The organism is Sphingomonas sp. KC8 (assembly GCF_002151445.1).
Lineage (GTDB): Bacteria > Pseudomonadota > Alphaproteobacteria > Sphingomonadales > Sphingomonadaceae > Sphingomonas_E.
Map to the genome: position 1 here is coordinate 177,513 of NZ_CP016306.1, position 17,211 is coordinate 194,723.

Annotated in this window: 17 protein-coding genes; 7 read left to right on the forward strand and 10 right to left on the reverse strand. The window is 62.3% G+C overall.

Features of this window, described 5'->3' with window-relative positions; translation table 11 throughout:
- Nucleotides 1–54: 54 nt before the first annotated feature.
- The gene (gene phaR / locus KC8_RS00865; protein WP_010125365.1) at nucleotides 55–630 is read left to right on the forward strand and encodes a polyhydroxyalkanoate synthesis repressor PhaR; all 576 of its coding nucleotides are present in this window, start codon (nucleotides 55–57) and stop codon (nucleotides 628–630) included.
- A gap of 36 nt (nucleotides 631–666) precedes the next feature.
- Here phaR and KC8_RS00870 read toward each other — a convergent pair whose 3' ends face one another.
- A complete protein-coding gene (locus KC8_RS00870) occupies nucleotides 667–1,494 on the reverse strand; it encodes a class I SAM-dependent methyltransferase (protein WP_029624517.1) in 828 nt (275 codons plus the stop codon).
- Nucleotides 1,495–1,547: 53 nt separating this feature from the next.
- Here KC8_RS00870 and KC8_RS00875 point away from each other — a divergent pair, with 53 nt between their 5' ends.
- Nucleotides 1,548–1,733 (forward strand): hypothetical protein, encoded by a 186-nt coding sequence (locus tag KC8_RS00875; RefSeq protein WP_010125367.1) that lies wholly within the window; start codon nucleotides 1,548–1,550, stop codon nucleotides 1,731–1,733.
- A 6-nt stretch (nucleotides 1,734–1,739) separates the two neighbouring features.
- On the opposite strand, the gene KC8_RS00880 is transcribed toward KC8_RS00875, so the two are convergent.
- Nucleotides 1,740–3,254: a CpaF family protein gene (locus KC8_RS00880; protein WP_029624518.1), complete on the reverse strand. Its 1,515-nt coding sequence runs from the start codon at nucleotides 3,252–3,254 to the stop codon at nucleotides 1,740–1,742.
- A gap of 223 nt (nucleotides 3,255–3,477) precedes the next feature.
- Here KC8_RS00880 and KC8_RS00885 point away from each other — a divergent pair, with 223 nt between their 5' ends.
- Together KC8_RS00885 and KC8_RS00890 are read left to right on the forward strand one after the other, a co-directional pair.
- The gene (locus tag KC8_RS00885; RefSeq protein WP_010125370.1) at nucleotides 3,478–3,849 is read left to right on the forward strand and encodes a DUF6265 family protein; all 372 of its coding nucleotides are present in this window, start codon (nucleotides 3,478–3,480) and stop codon (nucleotides 3,847–3,849) included.
- A gap of 18 nt (nucleotides 3,850–3,867) precedes the next feature.
- Entirely contained in the window at nucleotides 3,868–4,269 is a 402-nt protein-coding gene (locus tag KC8_RS00890; RefSeq protein WP_010125371.1) for a VOC family protein, read from the forward strand.
- Nucleotides 4,270–4,368: 99 nt separating this feature from the next.
- On the opposite strand, the gene KC8_RS00895 is transcribed toward KC8_RS00890, so the two are convergent.
- From KC8_RS00895 to KC8_RS00920, 6 genes are all read right to left on the reverse strand, one after another.
- The gene (locus tag KC8_RS00895; protein ID WP_010125372.1) at nucleotides 4,369–4,632 is read right to left on the reverse strand and encodes an ATP synthase F1 subunit epsilon; all 264 of its coding nucleotides are present in this window, start codon (nucleotides 4,630–4,632) and stop codon (nucleotides 4,369–4,371) included.
- Between the two features lie 129 nt (nucleotides 4,633–4,761).
- Complete coding sequence (atpD, locus tag KC8_RS00900) at nucleotides 4,762–6,231, reverse strand: F0F1 ATP synthase subunit beta (RefSeq protein ID WP_010125373.1); 1,470 nt, start codon at nucleotides 6,229–6,231, stop codon at nucleotides 4,762–4,764.
- A 47-nt stretch (nucleotides 6,232–6,278) separates the two neighbouring features.
- On the reverse strand, nucleotides 6,279–7,163 hold the full coding sequence (locus KC8_RS00905; RefSeq protein WP_010125374.1) for a F0F1 ATP synthase subunit gamma: 885 nt from the start codon (nucleotides 7,161–7,163) through the stop codon (nucleotides 6,279–6,281).
- A 114-nt stretch (nucleotides 7,164–7,277) separates the two neighbouring features.
- Entirely contained in the window at nucleotides 7,278–8,807 is a 1,530-nt protein-coding gene (atpA, locus tag KC8_RS00910; protein ID WP_010125375.1) for a F0F1 ATP synthase subunit alpha, read from the reverse strand.
- Between the two features lie 2 nt (nucleotides 8,808–8,809).
- Nucleotides 8,810–9,364 (reverse strand): F0F1 ATP synthase subunit delta, encoded by a 555-nt coding sequence (locus KC8_RS00915; RefSeq protein ID WP_029624520.1) that lies wholly within the window; start codon nucleotides 9,362–9,364, stop codon nucleotides 8,810–8,812.
- A gap of 150 nt (nucleotides 9,365–9,514) precedes the next feature.
- The gene (locus KC8_RS00920) at nucleotides 9,515–10,450 is read right to left on the reverse strand and encodes a hypothetical protein (protein WP_010125379.1); all 936 of its coding nucleotides are present in this window, start codon (nucleotides 10,448–10,450) and stop codon (nucleotides 9,515–9,517) included.
- Between the two features lie 83 nt (nucleotides 10,451–10,533).
- On the opposite strand from KC8_RS00920, the gene ada reads away from it, so the two are divergent.
- From ada to KC8_RS00935, 3 genes are all read left to right on the forward strand, one after another.
- Nucleotides 10,534–11,586 carry a bifunctional DNA-binding transcriptional regulator/O6-methylguanine-DNA methyltransferase Ada gene (gene ada, locus KC8_RS00925; protein WP_010125380.1) on the forward strand — a complete coding sequence of 351 codons (1,053 nt, stop codon included), beginning with the start codon at nucleotides 10,534–10,536 and terminating at the stop codon, nucleotides 11,584–11,586.
- Nucleotides 11,587–11,656: 70 nt separating this feature from the next.
- Nucleotides 11,657–13,828, forward strand: coding sequence for a primosomal protein N' (locus KC8_RS00930; protein WP_010125381.1), 2,172 nt, complete (start codon nucleotides 11,657–11,659; stop codon nucleotides 13,826–13,828).
- Between the two features lie 43 nt (nucleotides 13,829–13,871).
- On the forward strand, nucleotides 13,872–14,486 hold the full coding sequence (locus tag KC8_RS00935; RefSeq protein WP_010125382.1) for a DUF4126 domain-containing protein: 615 nt from the start codon (nucleotides 13,872–13,874) through the stop codon (nucleotides 14,484–14,486).
- A 24-nt stretch (nucleotides 14,487–14,510) separates the two neighbouring features.
- Here KC8_RS00935 and clpA read toward each other — a convergent pair whose 3' ends face one another.
- Both clpA and KC8_RS00945 read right to left on the reverse strand, forming a co-directional pair.
- A complete protein-coding gene (gene clpA / locus KC8_RS00940; protein ID WP_010125383.1) occupies nucleotides 14,511–16,820 on the reverse strand; it encodes an ATP-dependent Clp protease ATP-binding subunit ClpA in 2,310 nt (769 codons plus the stop codon).
- Nucleotides 16,821–16,951: 131 nt separating this feature from the next.
- A complete protein-coding gene (locus tag KC8_RS00945; RefSeq protein ID WP_010125385.1) occupies nucleotides 16,952–17,149 on the reverse strand; it encodes a DUF1192 domain-containing protein in 198 nt (65 codons plus the stop codon).
- Nucleotides 17,150–17,211 lie beyond the last annotated feature (62 nt).

Below are 17,211 nucleotides of genomic sequence, written 5' to 3' on the forward strand. Positions count from 1 at the left end.
GGTGCGTCAAGGAAAGATGCTACGCTGCCGCAAACATTGGGAAAGGTTGGGGCAATGGCGAAATCTTCGGGCGGATCGGGCACGGTCATCATCAAGAAATACGCCAATCGCCGGCTCTATAATACCGAAACGTCGAGCTATATCACGCTCGACCACCTCGCCCAGATGACGCGCGAAGGCCGCGATTTCAAGGTGATCGACGCGAAATCCGAAGAGGATATCACGCATAACGTGCTGACCCAGATCATCATGGAAGAAGAAAATCGCGGGCAGACGATGCTGCCGGTGAATTTCCTGCGCCAGCTGATCTCGATGTATGGCGATTCGATGCAGTCGATGGTGCCGCAATATCTGGAAGCGTCGATGGATGCGTTTCGCCGCAACCAGACGCAATTCCGCCAGGCGATGGAAGGTGCTTTTTCCGGCGGTCCCTTCGCCGAAATCGCCAAGCGCAACATGGACATGTTCGAGGCCGCCGCCAGCGCGTTCAAGCCGGGACGCCCCGGCGAGAAAGCCGCCCCGCCAAGTGCTGCCCCAACGCCTGCTCCCGCGCCACGCGATGATGATGTCGCGGCGCTGAAGGCGCAGCTCGCCGGGCTTCAGGCGCAAATCGACAAGCTGAACAAGTAATTTGTGCGGGGCTCCGGCAGGAGCCCCGCCGTCACCTCACGGTTTGACGAATTTCAGTGTTGCCCGGTCGCTTTCACCAATCGCCTGATATTTTGCCCGATCCTCTTCCCCCTTGGCGAGCGTTGGGGGCAAGGTCCATACGCCACCGGGATGGTCGGCCGTGTCCTTCGGGTTGGCGTTGACCGGCGATTCCGCCGCCAGACGGAAACCGGCGCTTTCCGCCAGTCGAACGATCGTCGATTGCTTGATGTAGCCGCTTGATTTTTCGAGCGCAGGATCGCGATCCTCGGGCAACCGGTGGTCGACCACGCCGAGCACGCCGCCGGGTTTCAAGGCTTTGTAAAAGCTGACGAACACTGCCTTCGCGGCATCGTCGCCGGCCATCAGGAAGTTATGAACGTTGCGGAACGTCAGCACCGCATCGGCACTGCCGGCGGGCGCGATATCGCCCGGCGCCTTGGGATCGAGCGTGGTGATCCGCACCTTGTCGAACCGTGCCGGATCGCTGGCGACCAGCGTTTCGGTGGCAGCGCGATATTTGCCGGGCGGCTGGGCCGCAGCGATATAATGCCCTTTGTCGCGCAGCATTGGCGCCAGAATTTCGGTGTACCAGCCACCCCCCGGCCAGATTTCGACGACCGTCTGGTCCGGCTTTATTCCAAAGAAATCGAGTGTTTCGACCGGGTGACGATATTGATCGCGCGCGCGATTACTGTCCTTGCGGCGTGTATCTGCAACTGCCGCTGCGATCGATGGGCTTGCCGCCATATGCGCGGCATGATCGCCATGGCCCTGGTGATGCTGGGCGAAGGCGGGCGTGGCGAGGCCGGCCAAGACCATTGCTGCGAAAATTCTGTGGCGCATAGTTTCTCTCCCGATCATGACGTTGTCGGCATGATGCGGAGCGGAGGCAACGGATGCAAGGGACGCTGTGGGTATGGGCGGGGGCATCAGCGGCGATCGCGGCCGTGGCGGCGCTGGCCGACCGCCGCCGAAACCGCCGCCGCGATATCGATAATGTTGGCTGGGTGCCCTGGCCGCTGATCGTGATGCTGGCGGTGATATTGGCGCTGGCCTTCACCGCCTTTGCCATGCACGAATAGCAGAACCTAGAGGCAGGATTCCAGGAACGGCTGATCGAAACCGAATTGCTTGGCCTTGTCCAGCGTGTAGGGCCGCAGCCCCATCGCGCGATATTCGCCCATGATTTTGCCGTCGGCGCTTTCGTCGAGATATTCGAACTTGAACAGTTCCTGGGTCACGATCACCGAGCCTTCCATCCCGATCACTTCGGTGATGTTGGTCACGCGGCGCGAACCATCGCGCAGGCGCTTCACCTGGACGATCAGGTCCACCGAATCCGCAATCTGGCGGCTGATCGCTTCCTTGGGCACCTTGATGTCGGACATCATCACCATGTTTTCCATACGCGCCAGCGCTTCGCGTGGGCTGTTGGAGTGGAGCGTGCACATCGATCCATCGTGGCCGGTGTTCATCGCGGCGAGCATGTCGAAACACTCGCTGCCGCGAATTTCGCCCAGGATGATGCGGTCTGGCCGCATACGCAGCGCATTGACGACGAGATCGCGGATCGTGATTGCGCCATTGCCTTCCAGATTGGCCGGCCGGGTTTCCAGCGGCAGCCAATGCGGCTGCTGAAGCCGCAATTCGGCGGCGTCCTCGATCGTGATGACGCGTTCGCCCGGATCGATCATCTTCGACAATGCGTTGAGCATCGTCGTCTTCCCCGAACCGGTGCCCCCTGAAATAACGATGTTGAAGCGGCTGGCCCCTGCGATCTTCAGCGCGGTCGCCATTTTCGGGCTCATCGACCCAAACCCGGCCATCATATCCAGCGTGATCGGCTTGGCGGAGAATTTACGAATGGAAATGGCGGTGCCGCGCAATGACAGCGGCGGCACGATCACGTTGACGCGGCTGCCATCGGGCAGGCGGGCGTCGGCCAACGGCGTGGTCTGATCGACGCGGCGGCCGACCTTGTTCACGATCCGCTGGGCGATCTGGAAAAGATGCTCCTCATCGCGGAACTGGATGTTCGCGATCGTCAGCTTGCCCTTTTTTTCGATGTAGGTCTGGTCTGGGCCATTGACCATGATGTCGCTGATGTCGGGATCGCTCAGCAATTCTTCCAACGGACCGAGGCCGAGCAGTTCGTCGACCAGCACCTTTTCCAGCGCGAATTGTTCGCGCCGGTTCAGGTTGATCTTCAGTTCGGCGAGCACTTCGCCGATGATCGGACGAAATTCTTCGGCGAGTTCATCCTTCGAAAGGGTCGCGGCGGCTTCCGGATCGACCCGTTCGAGCAGGCGCGGCAGCACCTGTTCCTTGATCTTGTGGACCGATGCCTCAAACCCTTCGACCTTTGATGCGCCTGCTTCGCCGGATTGATCCTGGCGATTGGCAAGGCGGGTCATCGCATCGACCGGCGCGATGGGTTCTGCCGGCGCACCGGGCAGCGAGGCCGGATCCACCGCCGGGAACTGGGCGTTACCATCGGGCGCCGGAACGGGCATGCTGCCGCCCTGCATCGGGCGGGCAACACCAAAGGATGGGCGCTGGCCAGTGCCGCTGCCCAATCCACTGCGTCGTCCGAATGCGCTCATCGATCTGTCACCTTGCATTCCAAGCAAATGGAAATCCTCCCTGCATCCATAGGGTGTACTCTTTGATAATTACCTAATCTGACGGACGATAAGCTGCGTTTGGTACAGGATCGTCTTTCGTTGAGGGGGAGGGTGGTTCGATGAAGATCGGGGCTGCTGTGCTGGCATGGGTGCTGTTGGGGGCAGGCTCGGCCCCTGCTGCCGACGAGGTGGACCTGCCCGGATGGATGGCGCAGGGGCGTGGGCGACGCAGGCCGCAGGCCGGTGGGCCGAGGAATATTGGACGCCGCCGCGCGGCGGCATCATGATCGGTGCCGGAATCACGGGGCAGGGCGATGCCGCCGACTTCTTCGAACATATGCGGATCATGGCCGGTCCGGATGGGCGGCTGGCATTTTTTGGCATGCCGCGCGGTGCACCGGCTGTGGCATTCAGGCTGGTACGATCGGGATCGAGCGAGGCGGTGTTCGAAAATCCGACCCATGATTACCCCCAACGCGTAGCCTATCGCCGGGAAAGGGAAATGCTTGTCGCGACGGTATCAATGATTGACGGCAGCCGGGCCGAAACCTGGTGGTACAAGAGACGCCGATAATCAGGATGGAGGGAGTGGATGGGGATCAGGCGGCTCGACCATGTGAATATCCGTACACCGCATCTGGAGGCCACTTTGGCCTTCTATACGAACGTCCTTGGCATGCGGGCCACGCCGCCGCCGGGGATGAACGATATCGCCAATGCGGCCTGGATCGTCGACGATGGCGGCGCTGCGGCGCTGCATGTCGGCCGAGCCGGGATGATCTACCCGGGCGATGCCGGCGTCGCACCGCCGGCAGAACCGGGCAGCGCGATGGTTCACCACGTCGCTTTCGACTGCGATGAACATGGCGTGGTGCTCGGGCGGCTGGAAGCGGCCGGCGTCGATCATTTTCGCAACGACATGCCGGAATATGGCTTGCGCCAGATATTCGTGCGTGATCCCAATGGCGTGCTGATCGAACTTAATTTTCGCTAGCCATGGCTCATATGCAAAAGCCCCGGCATCCTCGTTGTTGGCGAGGATGCCGGGGCTTTTGGCAGCTCTGGAGAGCTTTACAGGATCGGCGATCCCGGATCAGGCTTCCGACGCAGCCTCGGCGAGGATGGTCAGGCCCTTTTCGTTGACTTCGGCAAAGCCGCCTTCAACGTGGATGCGGGCCGAAACCGTGGTCGGGCCGGAATAGATCTGCAACTCGCCCGAACGGATCACCGACATGAACGGGGCATGCCCCGCAAGCACGCCAAAATCGCCTTCGGTGCCGGGGACGACCACCATGTGGACGTCTTCCGAACGGAGCAGCTTTTCCGGGGTGACGAGTTCGAAGTGCAGGTCGGCCATTTTCATTCTCCCCCCTCCCGATGGCGGAGGGGTTGCAGGTGGGCTCACGCTCTCTGGTGAGAGACGCGGGCGAGGAACGGGTATCCCTGCTCCTCGATCCCCTCCCGCAAGCAGGAGGGGAAGAGTGGCTTACGCCGCTTCGGCCAGCTTCTGCGCCTTGGCGGTCGCTTCGTCGATACCGCCGACCATGTAGAAGGCGGCTTCCGGCAGATGGTCATATTCGCCGTCGACGACAGCCTTGAAGCTCTTCACGGTGTCTTCGATCGCGACGAACTTGCCGGGGATGCCGGTGAACACTTCGGCGACGTGGAACGGCTGCGACAGGAAGCGCTGGATCTTGCGGGCGCGGCTGACGGTGAGCTTATCTTCTTCCGAAAGCTCATCCATGCCGAGGATCGCGATGATGTCCTGCAGCGACTTGTACTTCTGGAGCGTTTCCTGAACCGCACGGGCGGTTTCGTAATGCTCCTGGCCGACGACGGCCGGGGTCAGCACGCGGCTGGTGGAATCGAGCGGATCGACGGCCGGGTAGATGCCCAGTTCCGAAATCGCGCGGCTAAGCACCGTGGTGGCGTCCAAGTGGGCGAACGAGGTTGCGGGCGCCGGATCGGTAAGATCGTCGGCGGGAACGTAGATCGCCTGCACCGAGGTGATCGAACCCTTGTTGGTCGACGTGATGCGTTCCTGCAGCGCGCCCATGTCGGTGGCGAGGGTCGGCTGATAGCCCACCGCCGAAGGAATACGGCCGAGGAGCGCCGACACTTCCGAACCCGCCTGGGTGAAGCGGAAGATGTTGTCGACGAAGAACAGCACGTCCTGGCCTTCGACGTCGCGGAAATATTCCGCGTTGGCGAGACCCGAGAGGGCGACGCGCGCACGGGCGCCCGGCGGTTCGTTCATCTGGCCGAACACCAGTGCCACCTTCGAGCCGTCCGGCGTCGGGTTGCCATCGGCGTCCTTGGCGATAACGCCGGCGTCGAGGAACTCGTGATAAAGATCGTTGCCTTCGCGGGTACGTTCACCGACGCCCGCGAACACCGAGGTGCCGCCATGGCCCTTGGCGATGTTGTTGATCAGTTCCTGAATGAGAACGGTCTTGCCCACGCCGGCGCCGCCGAACAGGCCGATCTTGCCGCCCTTGGCGTAAGGCGCGAGAAGATCGATGACCTTGATGCCCGTGACGAGAATGCTGGTTTCGGTCGACTGGTCGACGAACAGCGGCGCATCCGCGTGGATCGGGGCGGTATGTTCGGCGTTGACCGGGCCACGTTCGTCGATCGGTTCGCCGATGACGTTCAGGATGCGACCGAGCGTCTGCGGACCGACGGGAACGCGGATCTGCGCGCCGGTATCGCGAACGGGCTGGCCGCGGGTCAGGCCGTCGGTCGCGTCCATCGCGATCGTGCGAACGGTGTTCTCGCCGAGGTGCTGGGCGACTTCGAGAACGAGACGGTTGTCACCGTTCTGCGTTTCGAGCGCGTTCAGAATCGCGGGCAGCTCGCCATCGAACGACACGTCGACGACGGCGCCGATGATCTGCGAAATGCGGCCGGTATAGGCGGCGGTGTCGGCCGAGCTGGCTTTCCGGGGCTCAAACATGTCTTCTCACCTCAATATCCGGGTCGTCCGACCCGATCGGATTTGGTTTAGAGCGCTTCAGCACCCGCGATGATTTCCACCAGTTCGGTGGTAATCGCGGCCTGGCGCGTGCGGTTATACTGGATCGTCAGCCTGTTGATCATGTCGCCCGCGTTACGGGTGGCATTGTCCATCGCGGTCATGCGGCTGCCCTGTTCGGAGGCGGCATTTTCCAGCATCGCGCGGAACAGCTGAACCGCGACGTTGCGGGGCAGCAACTCTGCCAGGATGGCTTCTTCGTCGGGTTCATATTCCACGGCTGCCGAAGCACCCGTTGCGGCAGCGCCTTCGTTGGCGGCGAGCGGCACCGGAATGATCTGCAATTCGGTCGGGATCTGCACGAGCGCCGACTGGAATTTGGCGAAGAACAGGTGCGCGACATCGAAATCGCCAGCTTCGTAGCGCTTGATGAGATCTTCGCTCACCTCATGCGCGTCGGCAAAGGCGACGTTCTTGATATGCGACTGATCGACCTGATGGACGATCTTGCCGGGGAACAGCCGCTGGATGACCGCGCGACCCTTCTTGCCGATCAGGTAGAACTTGACGTCCTTGCCCTCGGCAATCAGTTCGTCGGCCTTCTTGCGCGCGGCGCGGACGATGTTCGTGTTGAACGCACCGGCGAGGCCGCGTTCGGACGTGGCGACCACGACCAGATGGCGCTGGTTGCTGCCGGTGCCGGCGATCAGCTTCGGGCTTTCCGGCCCGATGGTGACCTTGGCGGCAAGGCTCGACATCACCGCCGATAGCCGTTCGGCATAGGGACGGCCGGCCTCGGCCGCGGCTTGCGCACGGCGCAGCTTGGCGGCGGCGACCATCTTCATCGCCTTGGTGATCTTCTGGGTCGACTTCACCGAAGTGATGCGGACCTTGAGGCTCTTGAGGCTGGGCATCTGTCCCTGTCTCTTCCTACTTATCCGTCATCCCGGCGGGTGCCGGGATCGTTTGTGGCCTGAAGCTTGCTCCCGGCCGCGTGCGGCCCCGGCTCGCGCCGGGGCGACGTTATGTTACGCGAACGTCTTGACGAAGGCGGCGATCGCATCGGCCAGCTTGGCCTTGAGATCATCGCCCAGATCCTTGGTGTCGCGGATGCCAGCGAGCACATCGGCATGCTTGGCGCGCAGATCGGCCAGCAGGGCGCTTTCGAAACGCACCACGTCAGCCGCCGGGATCGCGTCGATGTAGCCGTTCACGCCGGCGAAGATCGATGCAACCTGCTCTTCGAACGGCATCGGCGAGAACTGGGCCTGCTTGAGCAGTTCCGTCAGGCGCGCGCCGCGGTTGAGGAGCTTCTGGGTCGAGGCGTCGAGATCCGAGCCGAACTGCGCGAAGGCAGCCATTTCGCGATACTGGGCAAGCTCCAGCTTGATCGAGCCGGCGACCTTCTTCATCGCCTTGGTCTGTGCGGCCGAACCGACGCGCGACACCGACAGGCCGACGTTGATCGCGGGGCGGATGCCCTGATAGAACAAGTCGGTTTCAAGGAAGATCTGGCCGTCGGTGATCGAAATCACGTTGGTCGGAATGTAGGCGGACACGTCGCCGGCCTGCGTTTCGATGATCGGCAGCGCCGTCAGCGAACCATTGCCGTTGGCGTCGTTCATCTTCGCCGCACGCTCCAGCAGGCGCGAGTGGAGATAGAACACGTCGCCCGGATAGGCTTCGCGGCCCGGCGGACGACGCAGCAGCAGCGACATCTGACGATAAGCAACGGCCTGCTTGGACAGATCGTCATACACGATCACGGCGTGCATGCCGTTGTCGCGGAAATATTCGCCCATCGCGCAGCCGGTATAGGGTGCGAGGAACTGCAGCGGAGCCGGTTCCGACGCGGTCGCGGCGACGACGATCGAGTATTCCATCGCGCCATTTTCTTCGAGCTGGCGGACGATTTGCGCGACGGTCGAACGCTTCTGGCCGACGGCGACATAGACGCAATAGAGCTTCTTGCCCTCGTCCGTGCCCTTATTGGCTTCGCGCTGGTTGATGAAGGTGTCGATCGCGACGGCGGTCTTGCCGGTCTGGCGATCGCCGATGATCAGTTCGCGCTGGCCACGGCCGACGGGAACGAGCGCGTCGAGTGCCTTGAGGCCGGTCTGCACCGGTTCATGCACCGATTTGCGCGGGATGATGCCGGGCGCCTTCACTTCGACGCGGCTGCGCTTTTCAGCGACGATCGGGCCCTTGCCATCGATCGGGTTGCCGAGACCATCGACCACGCGACCCAGCAGGCCCTTGCCAACGGGAACGTCGACGATCGTGCCCGTGCGCTTGACGACATCGCCTTCCTTGATCTGGGCATCGGTGCCGAAGATCACGACGCCGACATTATCGGCTTCGAGGTTGAGGGCCATGCCCTTGATGCCATTCGAGAATTCGACCATTTCACCGGCCTGGACATTGTCCAGCCCGTGAATGCGGGCGATGCCGTCGCCGACCGACAGCACCGAGCCGACCTCGGAGACCTGCGCTTCGGTGCCGAAGCTGGCGATCTGGTCACGAATGACCTTGGAGATTTCTGCGGCGCGGATATCCATGTTCAGCCTTTCATCGCAGTCGCGAGAGTGTTCAATTTGGTGCGGATGGAGCCGTCGAGCTGGCGGCTGCCGACCTTGACGATCAGCCCGCCGAGGATCGCGGGATCAACATTGAGATCGACGGAAACGTCGCGGCCCAACTGGTCCTTCAGCTTCGCCTTCAGATCATCGACCTGCGTGGCGGAAAGCGGATGGGCGGAGGTAACTTCGGCGGTGGTTTCACCGCGATGGCTGGCGACGAACTGGCCGTAGGCGCGGATCACCGCGGCCAACTGGCCAAGGCGCCGGTTGGTCGCCAGCACGCCCAGGAAGTTTGCCGTCAGCTGGTCCAGCTTCAGCGCCGGCGCGATCGCCGCGGCGGTCTTCACCGCCTCGTCGCGCGTCACCAGCGGGCTGGTCGTCAGACGACGCAGGTCATCCGAATCGGCCAGAGCCTGCTTCAGGGTCGATAGACTGGCCGATACAGCGTCCAGCTTGTTTTCGTCACGAGCGAGCTGGAACAGCGCCATCGCATAGCGACCGCCCAAACTAGCCTGAATACCGCCGGAATTCTCCACGCGCCTAAAATCCCCCAGATGGATTTCGTCCCATGCGAAAAAGGGGGCGCCGAAAGGGCGTCCCCGCATGGGTTGCCGGCCGGTTAGCAGGGGAGGTTGCGCTATGCAAGGTGGCCAATCACGGTGAACGCGAAACGACCAAAATTTCCCTCACCGCAGCTTCAGATTTCCATGGATGGCACCCTGCTGGCTGTCCCCCAGAAATTCCGAATAGCGCGGATGGGCGAACAGGTGCGCGTAATAGATCTGGTGACGATATTTCAGATGGGTCAGCGGCAGCAGGTTCTGGTTGAGGTGGATTTTTACCTGGGGGTTTGCCGCATTATATTCATGCATGGCGGCCAACTGGCCGTTGTGCGGGCCGTACATTTCGGCCGGCGATCCGATAATGTCGTCGAAGTACATCGCGATCCGTGGCAAAAAATGCTCGCTTGCCGTCTCCGCCCGATCAAACAGGCGAAAGCTGTCGAGCGTCGAAGACCAATAGTCCACATCATTGAATATCGCGCCGATGGGGGCGGGGCGGTGTGATTCGATGAACGAACCGATTGTGTCGCGGACATTGCCGATTACCAGCTTGGCATCCGGCACCTTGCGCTGCAACGCTGCCTGATCCATCGGATATTGTGCTGCGCGGAACCAATATGGCAGATCCTTGGGGCCTTCGGGATCAGGCATGCCCACGCCGGTGTCGAAACCATAGCAATCGACCGCGACCCCGGTCACGCGCTCCACTTCGCGGGCGAAATTGACCATGAAGGCAATGCCGTTGCCACCGGCGACGCCAAATTCGATGGCGGAGATGCGGTCATGCCCCAGCCGTTTCGCGAGCTGCGCGGCATGTAGCATGCAATATGCGTAGTTCGGCCGTTCGATCGCCTGGGTGTCGAGCAGGAACCATGGGTTGTAGCTGTACATCGATCGAGTCTTGCGGATCAGGCCGCGAAGTAGCGGACCAAGTGTCGACTGCTGAAATTCGCTGGACAGAAGAAATCGTGAGAGCGCGGCTTTCAAGGTTTTGTCCTCCCCCAATCTGATCGCGGGTATCCTGATGCGGAACAGGGCGCGCAGCAATGGCAGTTTCATCTTAATGATGTGTGGTGGTTGCCGGTTTTTTTGAAAGCAAGAGACGGGATGCATCGTCGATGCCACTTCCCCACATAAGGCGAATGAGCCAGATCGAATCATATCCCGAGGCCGCGATAGATGCCGAAGCTGCATGGGCTGCGGTGCTGCGGCGCGATCGGGAACAGGATGGCCGGTTCGTCACCGGGGTCATGACCACCGGCATCTATTGTCGCCCGTCATGCGCCGCGCGCCATCCCCGGCGGGAAAATGTCCGTTTCTTTCGCGATGGGACGACAGCACGGGCCGCCGGCCTGCGAGCCTGCCGCCGTTGCCTGCCCGACGATGTTGCCCGCGATGAAGCAGGCATCACCCGCGCGTTGGCCTTTATGGCTGCCGCCGAGGATCCGCCTTCGCTGGACGCGGTGGCGGCTGCGGCCGGCTATGCCCCGCATCATTTCCTGCGCCTGTTCCGGCGCGCCACGGGCCTTACCCCGGCTGCTTATGTCCGCGCGCTGCGGGCACGGCGGGTGGGAGCCATTCTTCAGGAGAGCGACACCGTGACCGAGGCGCTTTACGATGCCGGATATGGCGCACCCGCCCGATTCTACGCCGACGCCCCCGCGCGGCTGGGGATGACGCCGTCGGCCTGGCGCAATGGCGGCAGGGGGGTGACGATCCGGTGGGCGATAGCGCCTACCAGCTTGGGGCAGATGCTTGTCGCGGCAACCGAGCGCGGCATTTGCCGCCTGTCTTTCGGGGAAGATGAAACGGTGCTCGCCGAACGCTTTCCGCATGCGGACATTGCCCCCGGAGAGGCTGGGCTGACGGAGCTTGTCGCGCGGACGATCGCTGCCGTCGAATCGCCTCAGCGGCCACATGATTTGCCGCTTGATGTGCAGGGTACGGCGTTTCAGGAAGCGGTGTGGCGTGAACTGTCGAGGATTCCGGCGGGTGAGACCTTGTCCTACGCTGCGCTTGCCGCCCGCGTGGGCAAACCCGGCGCCGCGCGTGCGGCGGGATCCGCGTGCGGGGCGAATAATGTCGCGATCCTGATTCCCTGCCACCGCGCCAAGCGCGGCGACGGCACCCTGGGCGGCTATGCCTACGGACTGGCCATCAAGACCGAATTGCTGGCGCGCGAGAGCAAAGGATGAGCGGCAAGCAGATCGCCAATTTTCGCGTGGGGCATTTCCATCAATGATCTAAGCTCCTAATTCGATCCTCGTGAATCCCCGCGCTCGCGTTCTTCTGCTAAATTCCGCCCTCGGGCCGCTCGATTATCGGGTGGATCCCGGCCAGAATGTGGTGCCGGGATCGATCGTCCTTGCCCCGCTCGGCCCCAGGCAGTTGACCGGGGTGGTGTGGGAAACCGATCGGATGCTTGCGGCTGGGGAAGTGGGCGACAATCGCCTGAGGCCGCTGGCAGGTGTCTATGATCTGCCGCCGCTGGGTGCGCCATTGCGCCGGTTGATCGAATGGACCGCCGACTATTATCTCGCGCCGCCGGCCGCAGTTCTGCGCATGGCGTTGCCGTCCTCTTCCGCGCTTGAAGGCGCGCGGACTGTGATCGAATATCGGGTTACCGGCGATGTGCCCGACCGGCTGACACCGCAACGGGCGCAGGCGCTGGAGCGCATCGGCGAACGGCAGGGGCTGGTGCGCGAACTCGCATTGATCGCCGACGTGTCCGATGCCGTAATTCGCGGACTGATCAAGGCTGGCGCGATCGCCGGTGTAGAGGTGTCGGTTGACGATCCATATCCGTCGCCCGATCCCGATTTCGGCGCGCCCGCACTGTCGGGTGAGCAGGGGGCCGTCGCGGGGCGGCTGGTGGAGGCGGTGCAGGCTGCCGCTTTCCAGACCTTCCTGCTCGATGGGGTCACCGGATCGGGCAAGACGGAGGTCTATTTCGAAGCGGTCGCCGAGGCGATTCGCCAAAACCGGCAGACGTTGGTCCTGTTGCCTGAAATCGCGTTGACGGAACCTTTCCTCAAAAGGTTCGCCGCACGATTTGGTCACACGCCGGTGGCCTGGCATTCGGATCTGCGTCAATCGCAAAGGCGGCGGGCGTGGCGGGCGATTGCGAGTGGCGAAGCAAAGGTCGTCGTCGGTGCACGATCGGCTTTGTTCCTGCCTTACGCCCGGCTTGGTTTGATTGTCGTCGATGAAGCCCATGAATCCAGCTTCAAGCAGGAAGAGGGCGTAATGTACCACGCCCGCGATGTGGCGGTGATGCGGGGCCGTTTCGAAGGTTGCCCCATCATTCTGGCATCAGCGACGCCCGCGATCGAAACGCGCCAGCAGGTCGCGCAGGGGCGATATGAAGAACTGAGGCTGCCCGGCCGCTATGGTGTCGCCCAGATGCCGGATATCGTCGAGATTGACCTGCTGGCCGATCCGCCGCCGCGTGGGCGCTGGTTGGCGCCGGCTCTGGTGACAGCGATGGACGAGACGCTGAAGCGCAAGGAACAGGTGCTCTTGTTCCTCAACCGGCGCGGTTACGCCCCGCTTACCCTGTGCCGTACCTGTGGCCATCGTTTCCAATGCCCCAACTGCACCGCATGGATGGTGGAGCACCGGCTGATGGCGCGGCTGGCCTGCCACCATTGCGGCCATGTCATGCCGCCACCCGCCGCTTGTCCGGAATGCAAAGAGGAAGATACGCTGGTCGCCTGCGGGCCGGGCGTGGAGCGTATCGCCGATGAAGTGGCGGCCCTGTTCCCCGACGCCAAGGCGGCGGTCGTCACCTCGGATACCTTATGGTCCCCCGCCAAGGCTGCGGAGTTCGTTACGCGGATGGAGGAAGGTGACATCGATATTGTCGTTGGCACCCAACTGATCACGAAGGGCTATCATTTCCCCAACCTCACTTTGGTCGGTGTGATTGACGCGGATCTGGGCCTGTCCGGCGGCGATTTGCGTGCGGCGGAGCGCAGTTTCCAGCAGATCGCGCAGGTTGCGGGACGGGCAGGGCGGGGGGAGAAACCCGGCCGGGTGTTTGTTCAAACGCGTGAGCCGGGCGCGCCCGTGATCCGTGCGCTGGTGTCGGGCGATGCCGAAAGCTTCTACGCCGCCGAAACCGAATCGCGCCGGCAGGCGGGGGCGCCGCCCTTCGGCCGCTATGCCGCGATCATCGTTTCGTCGGAGAAACAGGATGAAGCGGTCGCTATCGCCCGCTTGATCGGCAAGACTGCGCCCGAGGTGGAAGGGATGCAGGTCTTTGGCCCGGCACCGGCTCCTCTTGCGATGCTGCGCGGCCGCCATCGCCAGCGATTGCTGATCCACGCCCGCCGTGCGCTGAATGTGCAAGATGTTGTTCGCGAGTGGCTTGGCAGCCTGGAATGGCCGCGCAGCGTGCGTGTCGCTGTTGATGTAGACCCCTACTCGTTCGTGTGACGCCCGATTGCACAGACGCTGCCGGCATGGCAGCGTGCAGGCCATGGGCGTGGTGGAACTGCTTGGGATCGCCGCCAGTGTCAGCCTGCTCGCAGGCTGGCGGCTCTATCTGTGCGTGTTCGCGACAGGCCTTGCGATGCGGACCGGCTGGATCGAATTGCCCCACCACCTGGCGGCGCTCGATGTTCTTGCTAACCCTTGGGTGCTGGGCATCGCCGGTCTTGGCCTGATCGCCGAATTTTTCGCCGACAAGATCGTGCTGCTCGATTCGGTGTGGGATGCGATCCACACGCTGGTCCGCCCCGTGGGGGGTGCGTTGCTGGCGATGGCGATCGTCGATGCGCAGGATCCGGCGTGGCAGGTGATCAGTTTTCTGTTGGGGGGTGGGGCCGCCTTGCTGAGCCACGGGGCGAAGGCTGGGGCACGCGTGGTCGTCAACGCCAGTCCCGAACCGTTCAGCAATGTCGCGGTGTCCACTGGCGAAGATGTGGCGACGGCTGGCTTGCTTTATCTCGCCCTCGCCAATCCGGTCGCTGCCGTCGCGATCGCGGTGCTGTTTGCAATCGCAATGATCCTATTACTGATCATGCTGCGGCGCGTGGTGAAGCGATTGCTGCGGGATCCGGTGCTGGCACCGGATCCCGGCCCGCCATCCTGATCGGATCAGGACGACGGGTAAAAATCAGCTTTTCACTTTGGCTTTCGGTTGCCCCTTTTTCGGGCGTTTGGGGGCGGCGGCGACGATTTCAAAGGCGAGTGCATCGTCCTTCAGCCGCACCTTTACCTCGCCGCCATGGACCAGCTTGCCGAACAGCAATTCTTCGGCCAGCGGCTGCTTGATCTTTTCCTGGATCAGGCGGCCCATCGGCCGTGCGCCGTACAGCTTGTCATAGCCCTTGGTGGTCAGCCACGCCTTCGCCTCTTCGTCGAGCGCGATGTGGACATCGCGATCAGCCAGTTGCAGTTCGAGTTGCAGGATGAACTTTTCGACAACCCGGCTGACGACTTCCGGCGGCAGATAGCCGAACGGCACGATCGCATCGAGCCGGTTGCGGAATTCGGGGGTGAACATCTTCTTCACCGCTTCTTCCTGCACATCCTCGCGGTTGCTTGCCCCGAAACCGATGCCCTCGCGTGCCATGTCGGACGCGCCGGCATTGGTGGTCATGATCAGGATCGTGTTGCGGAAGTCGACGGTTTTGCCGTGGTGATCGGTCAGCTTGCCGTTGTCCATCACCTGCAACAGGATGTTGAACAGATCGGGATGCGCCTTTTCCACTTCGTCGAGCAGCAATACCGAATGGGGGTGCTGGTCGACAGCATCGGTCAACAACCCGCCCTGATCATAGCCGACATAGCCCGGAGGCGCGCCGATCAGGCGGCTGACCGAATGGCGTTCCATATATTCGGACATGTCGAACCGCTGGAGCGGAATGCCCATGATCGACGCCAATTGACGGGCGACTTCGGTCTTGCCGACGCCGGTGGGGCCGGAAAACAGATAGTTGCCGATCGGCTTGTCGGGATCGCGCAGCCCCGCGCGGCTGAGTTTGATCGCCGACGAAAGCAGTTCGATCGCCTTGTTCTGGCCGAACACGACCCGTTTGAGATCGGTTTCCAGTGTCTCCAGCACCTTCTTGTCGTCGGTCGATACGGATTTCGCCGGGATACGCGCCATCGTCGCGATCACCATTTCGATTTCCTTGGGGGTGATCACTTTCTTGCGCTTGGACGGTGGCACCAGCATCTGCATCGCGCCGACTTCGTCGATCACGTCGATCGCCTTGTCGGGCAGCTTGCGATCGTTGATGTAGCGCGCCGATAGTTCGACCGCGGATTTGATCGCGTCGGGCGTATATTTCACCGAATGATGTTCTTCAAACGCCGAGCGCAGGCCGGTGAGGATCTTGATCGTGTCTTCCACCGTGGGTTCGTTGACGTCGATCTTCTGGAACCGGCGCAACAGCGCGCGATCCTTTTCGAAATGGTTGCGAAATTCCTTGTAGGTGGTCGAACCGATGCAGCGGATCGCGCCGCCTGACAAAGCGGGCTTGAGCAGGTTCGACGCATCCATCGCGCCGCCCGATGTCGCGCCCGCGCCGATCACCGTGTGGATCTCATCTATGAACAGCACGGCGTGCGGCAGCTTTTCCAATTCGGTGACGACCTGCTTCAGCCGTTCTTCGAAATCGCCGCGATAGCGGGTGCCGGCCAGCAATGCGCCCATATCGAGCGAATAGATCACCGCCGGCAACAGCACTTCGGGTACGTCACCTTCGACGATCTTGCGCGCCAGCCCTTCGGCAATGGCGGTTTTCCCGACGCCCGGATCGCCCACATAAAGCGGGTTGTTCTTTGAACGCCGGCATAGAATCTGAACCGTGCGGTCCACTTCGGGGCCACGGCCGATAAGCGGATCGACGCGGCCATCCTTGGCCTTTTCGTTCAGGTTGACGCAGAATTGCTTGAGTGCGCTTTCGCCCTTCTTGCCATCCTGTTTCTGCGCCTTTTCTTCCTCGACGCCCTTCACCTCACGCTGTTCGGTTGGCTGGCCGGCCTTGCCGACGCCGTGGCTGATATAGCTTACCGCATCCAGCCGGCTCATATCCTGCTGCTGGAGGAAATAGACGGCATAGCTTTCCCGTTCGGAAAAGAGCGCGACGAGCACATTGGCCCCGGTCACTTCCTCGCGTCCCGACGACTGGACATGCAGGATCGCGCGTTGGACGACGCGCTGGAAGCCGCTGGTCGGCGACGGATCGGTATTGCCCTCGACCTTCAGCGCATCGAGTTCGGTATCGAGATAGAGCCGTACCGCTTCCTTCAGGTCGCCAAGTTCCACGCCGCACGCCGTCATCACCTTCGAGGCATGTTCGTCATCGACCAGCGCGAGCAGCAGATGCTCCAGCGTCGCATATTCGTGGCGGCGGCTTGAAGCTGCCGACAGCGCGTTATGAAGGGTCTGCTCCAGTTCGCGGGCGAATGAGGGCATTGCAGTCTACTCCTTCAGGTCGCGTGGGAGGTGCGACCCGTTAGTGCCTATGTCGTGAGCCGCAGCCCATTCATCAAGAACGTGCCGTGCCCTGGCCCAATGATGCGTGTCGCGTGCAGGCGCGATCGCCATCACCGCTTGAATAGGCCTTCCGCGGTTGCGCGATGGTTAACCGCGGCTTCAATCTTGCAGCGCGTGCGTGCGATCTCCGCTTCCAGGGCGGAAATGCGTGCCTGCAACTCGTCCACGGAAAAAGGGTCCAGATCCTGGAGACGAATAAGCGTCAGCAGGTCATCGCGCCGTTTTGGTAAATTATCGTCTGCATCCATATGCGGAAGCGTTGACCGGCGCGCGCGCCATGTCAATAAACCGGCGAATAACAAAAGCGCCG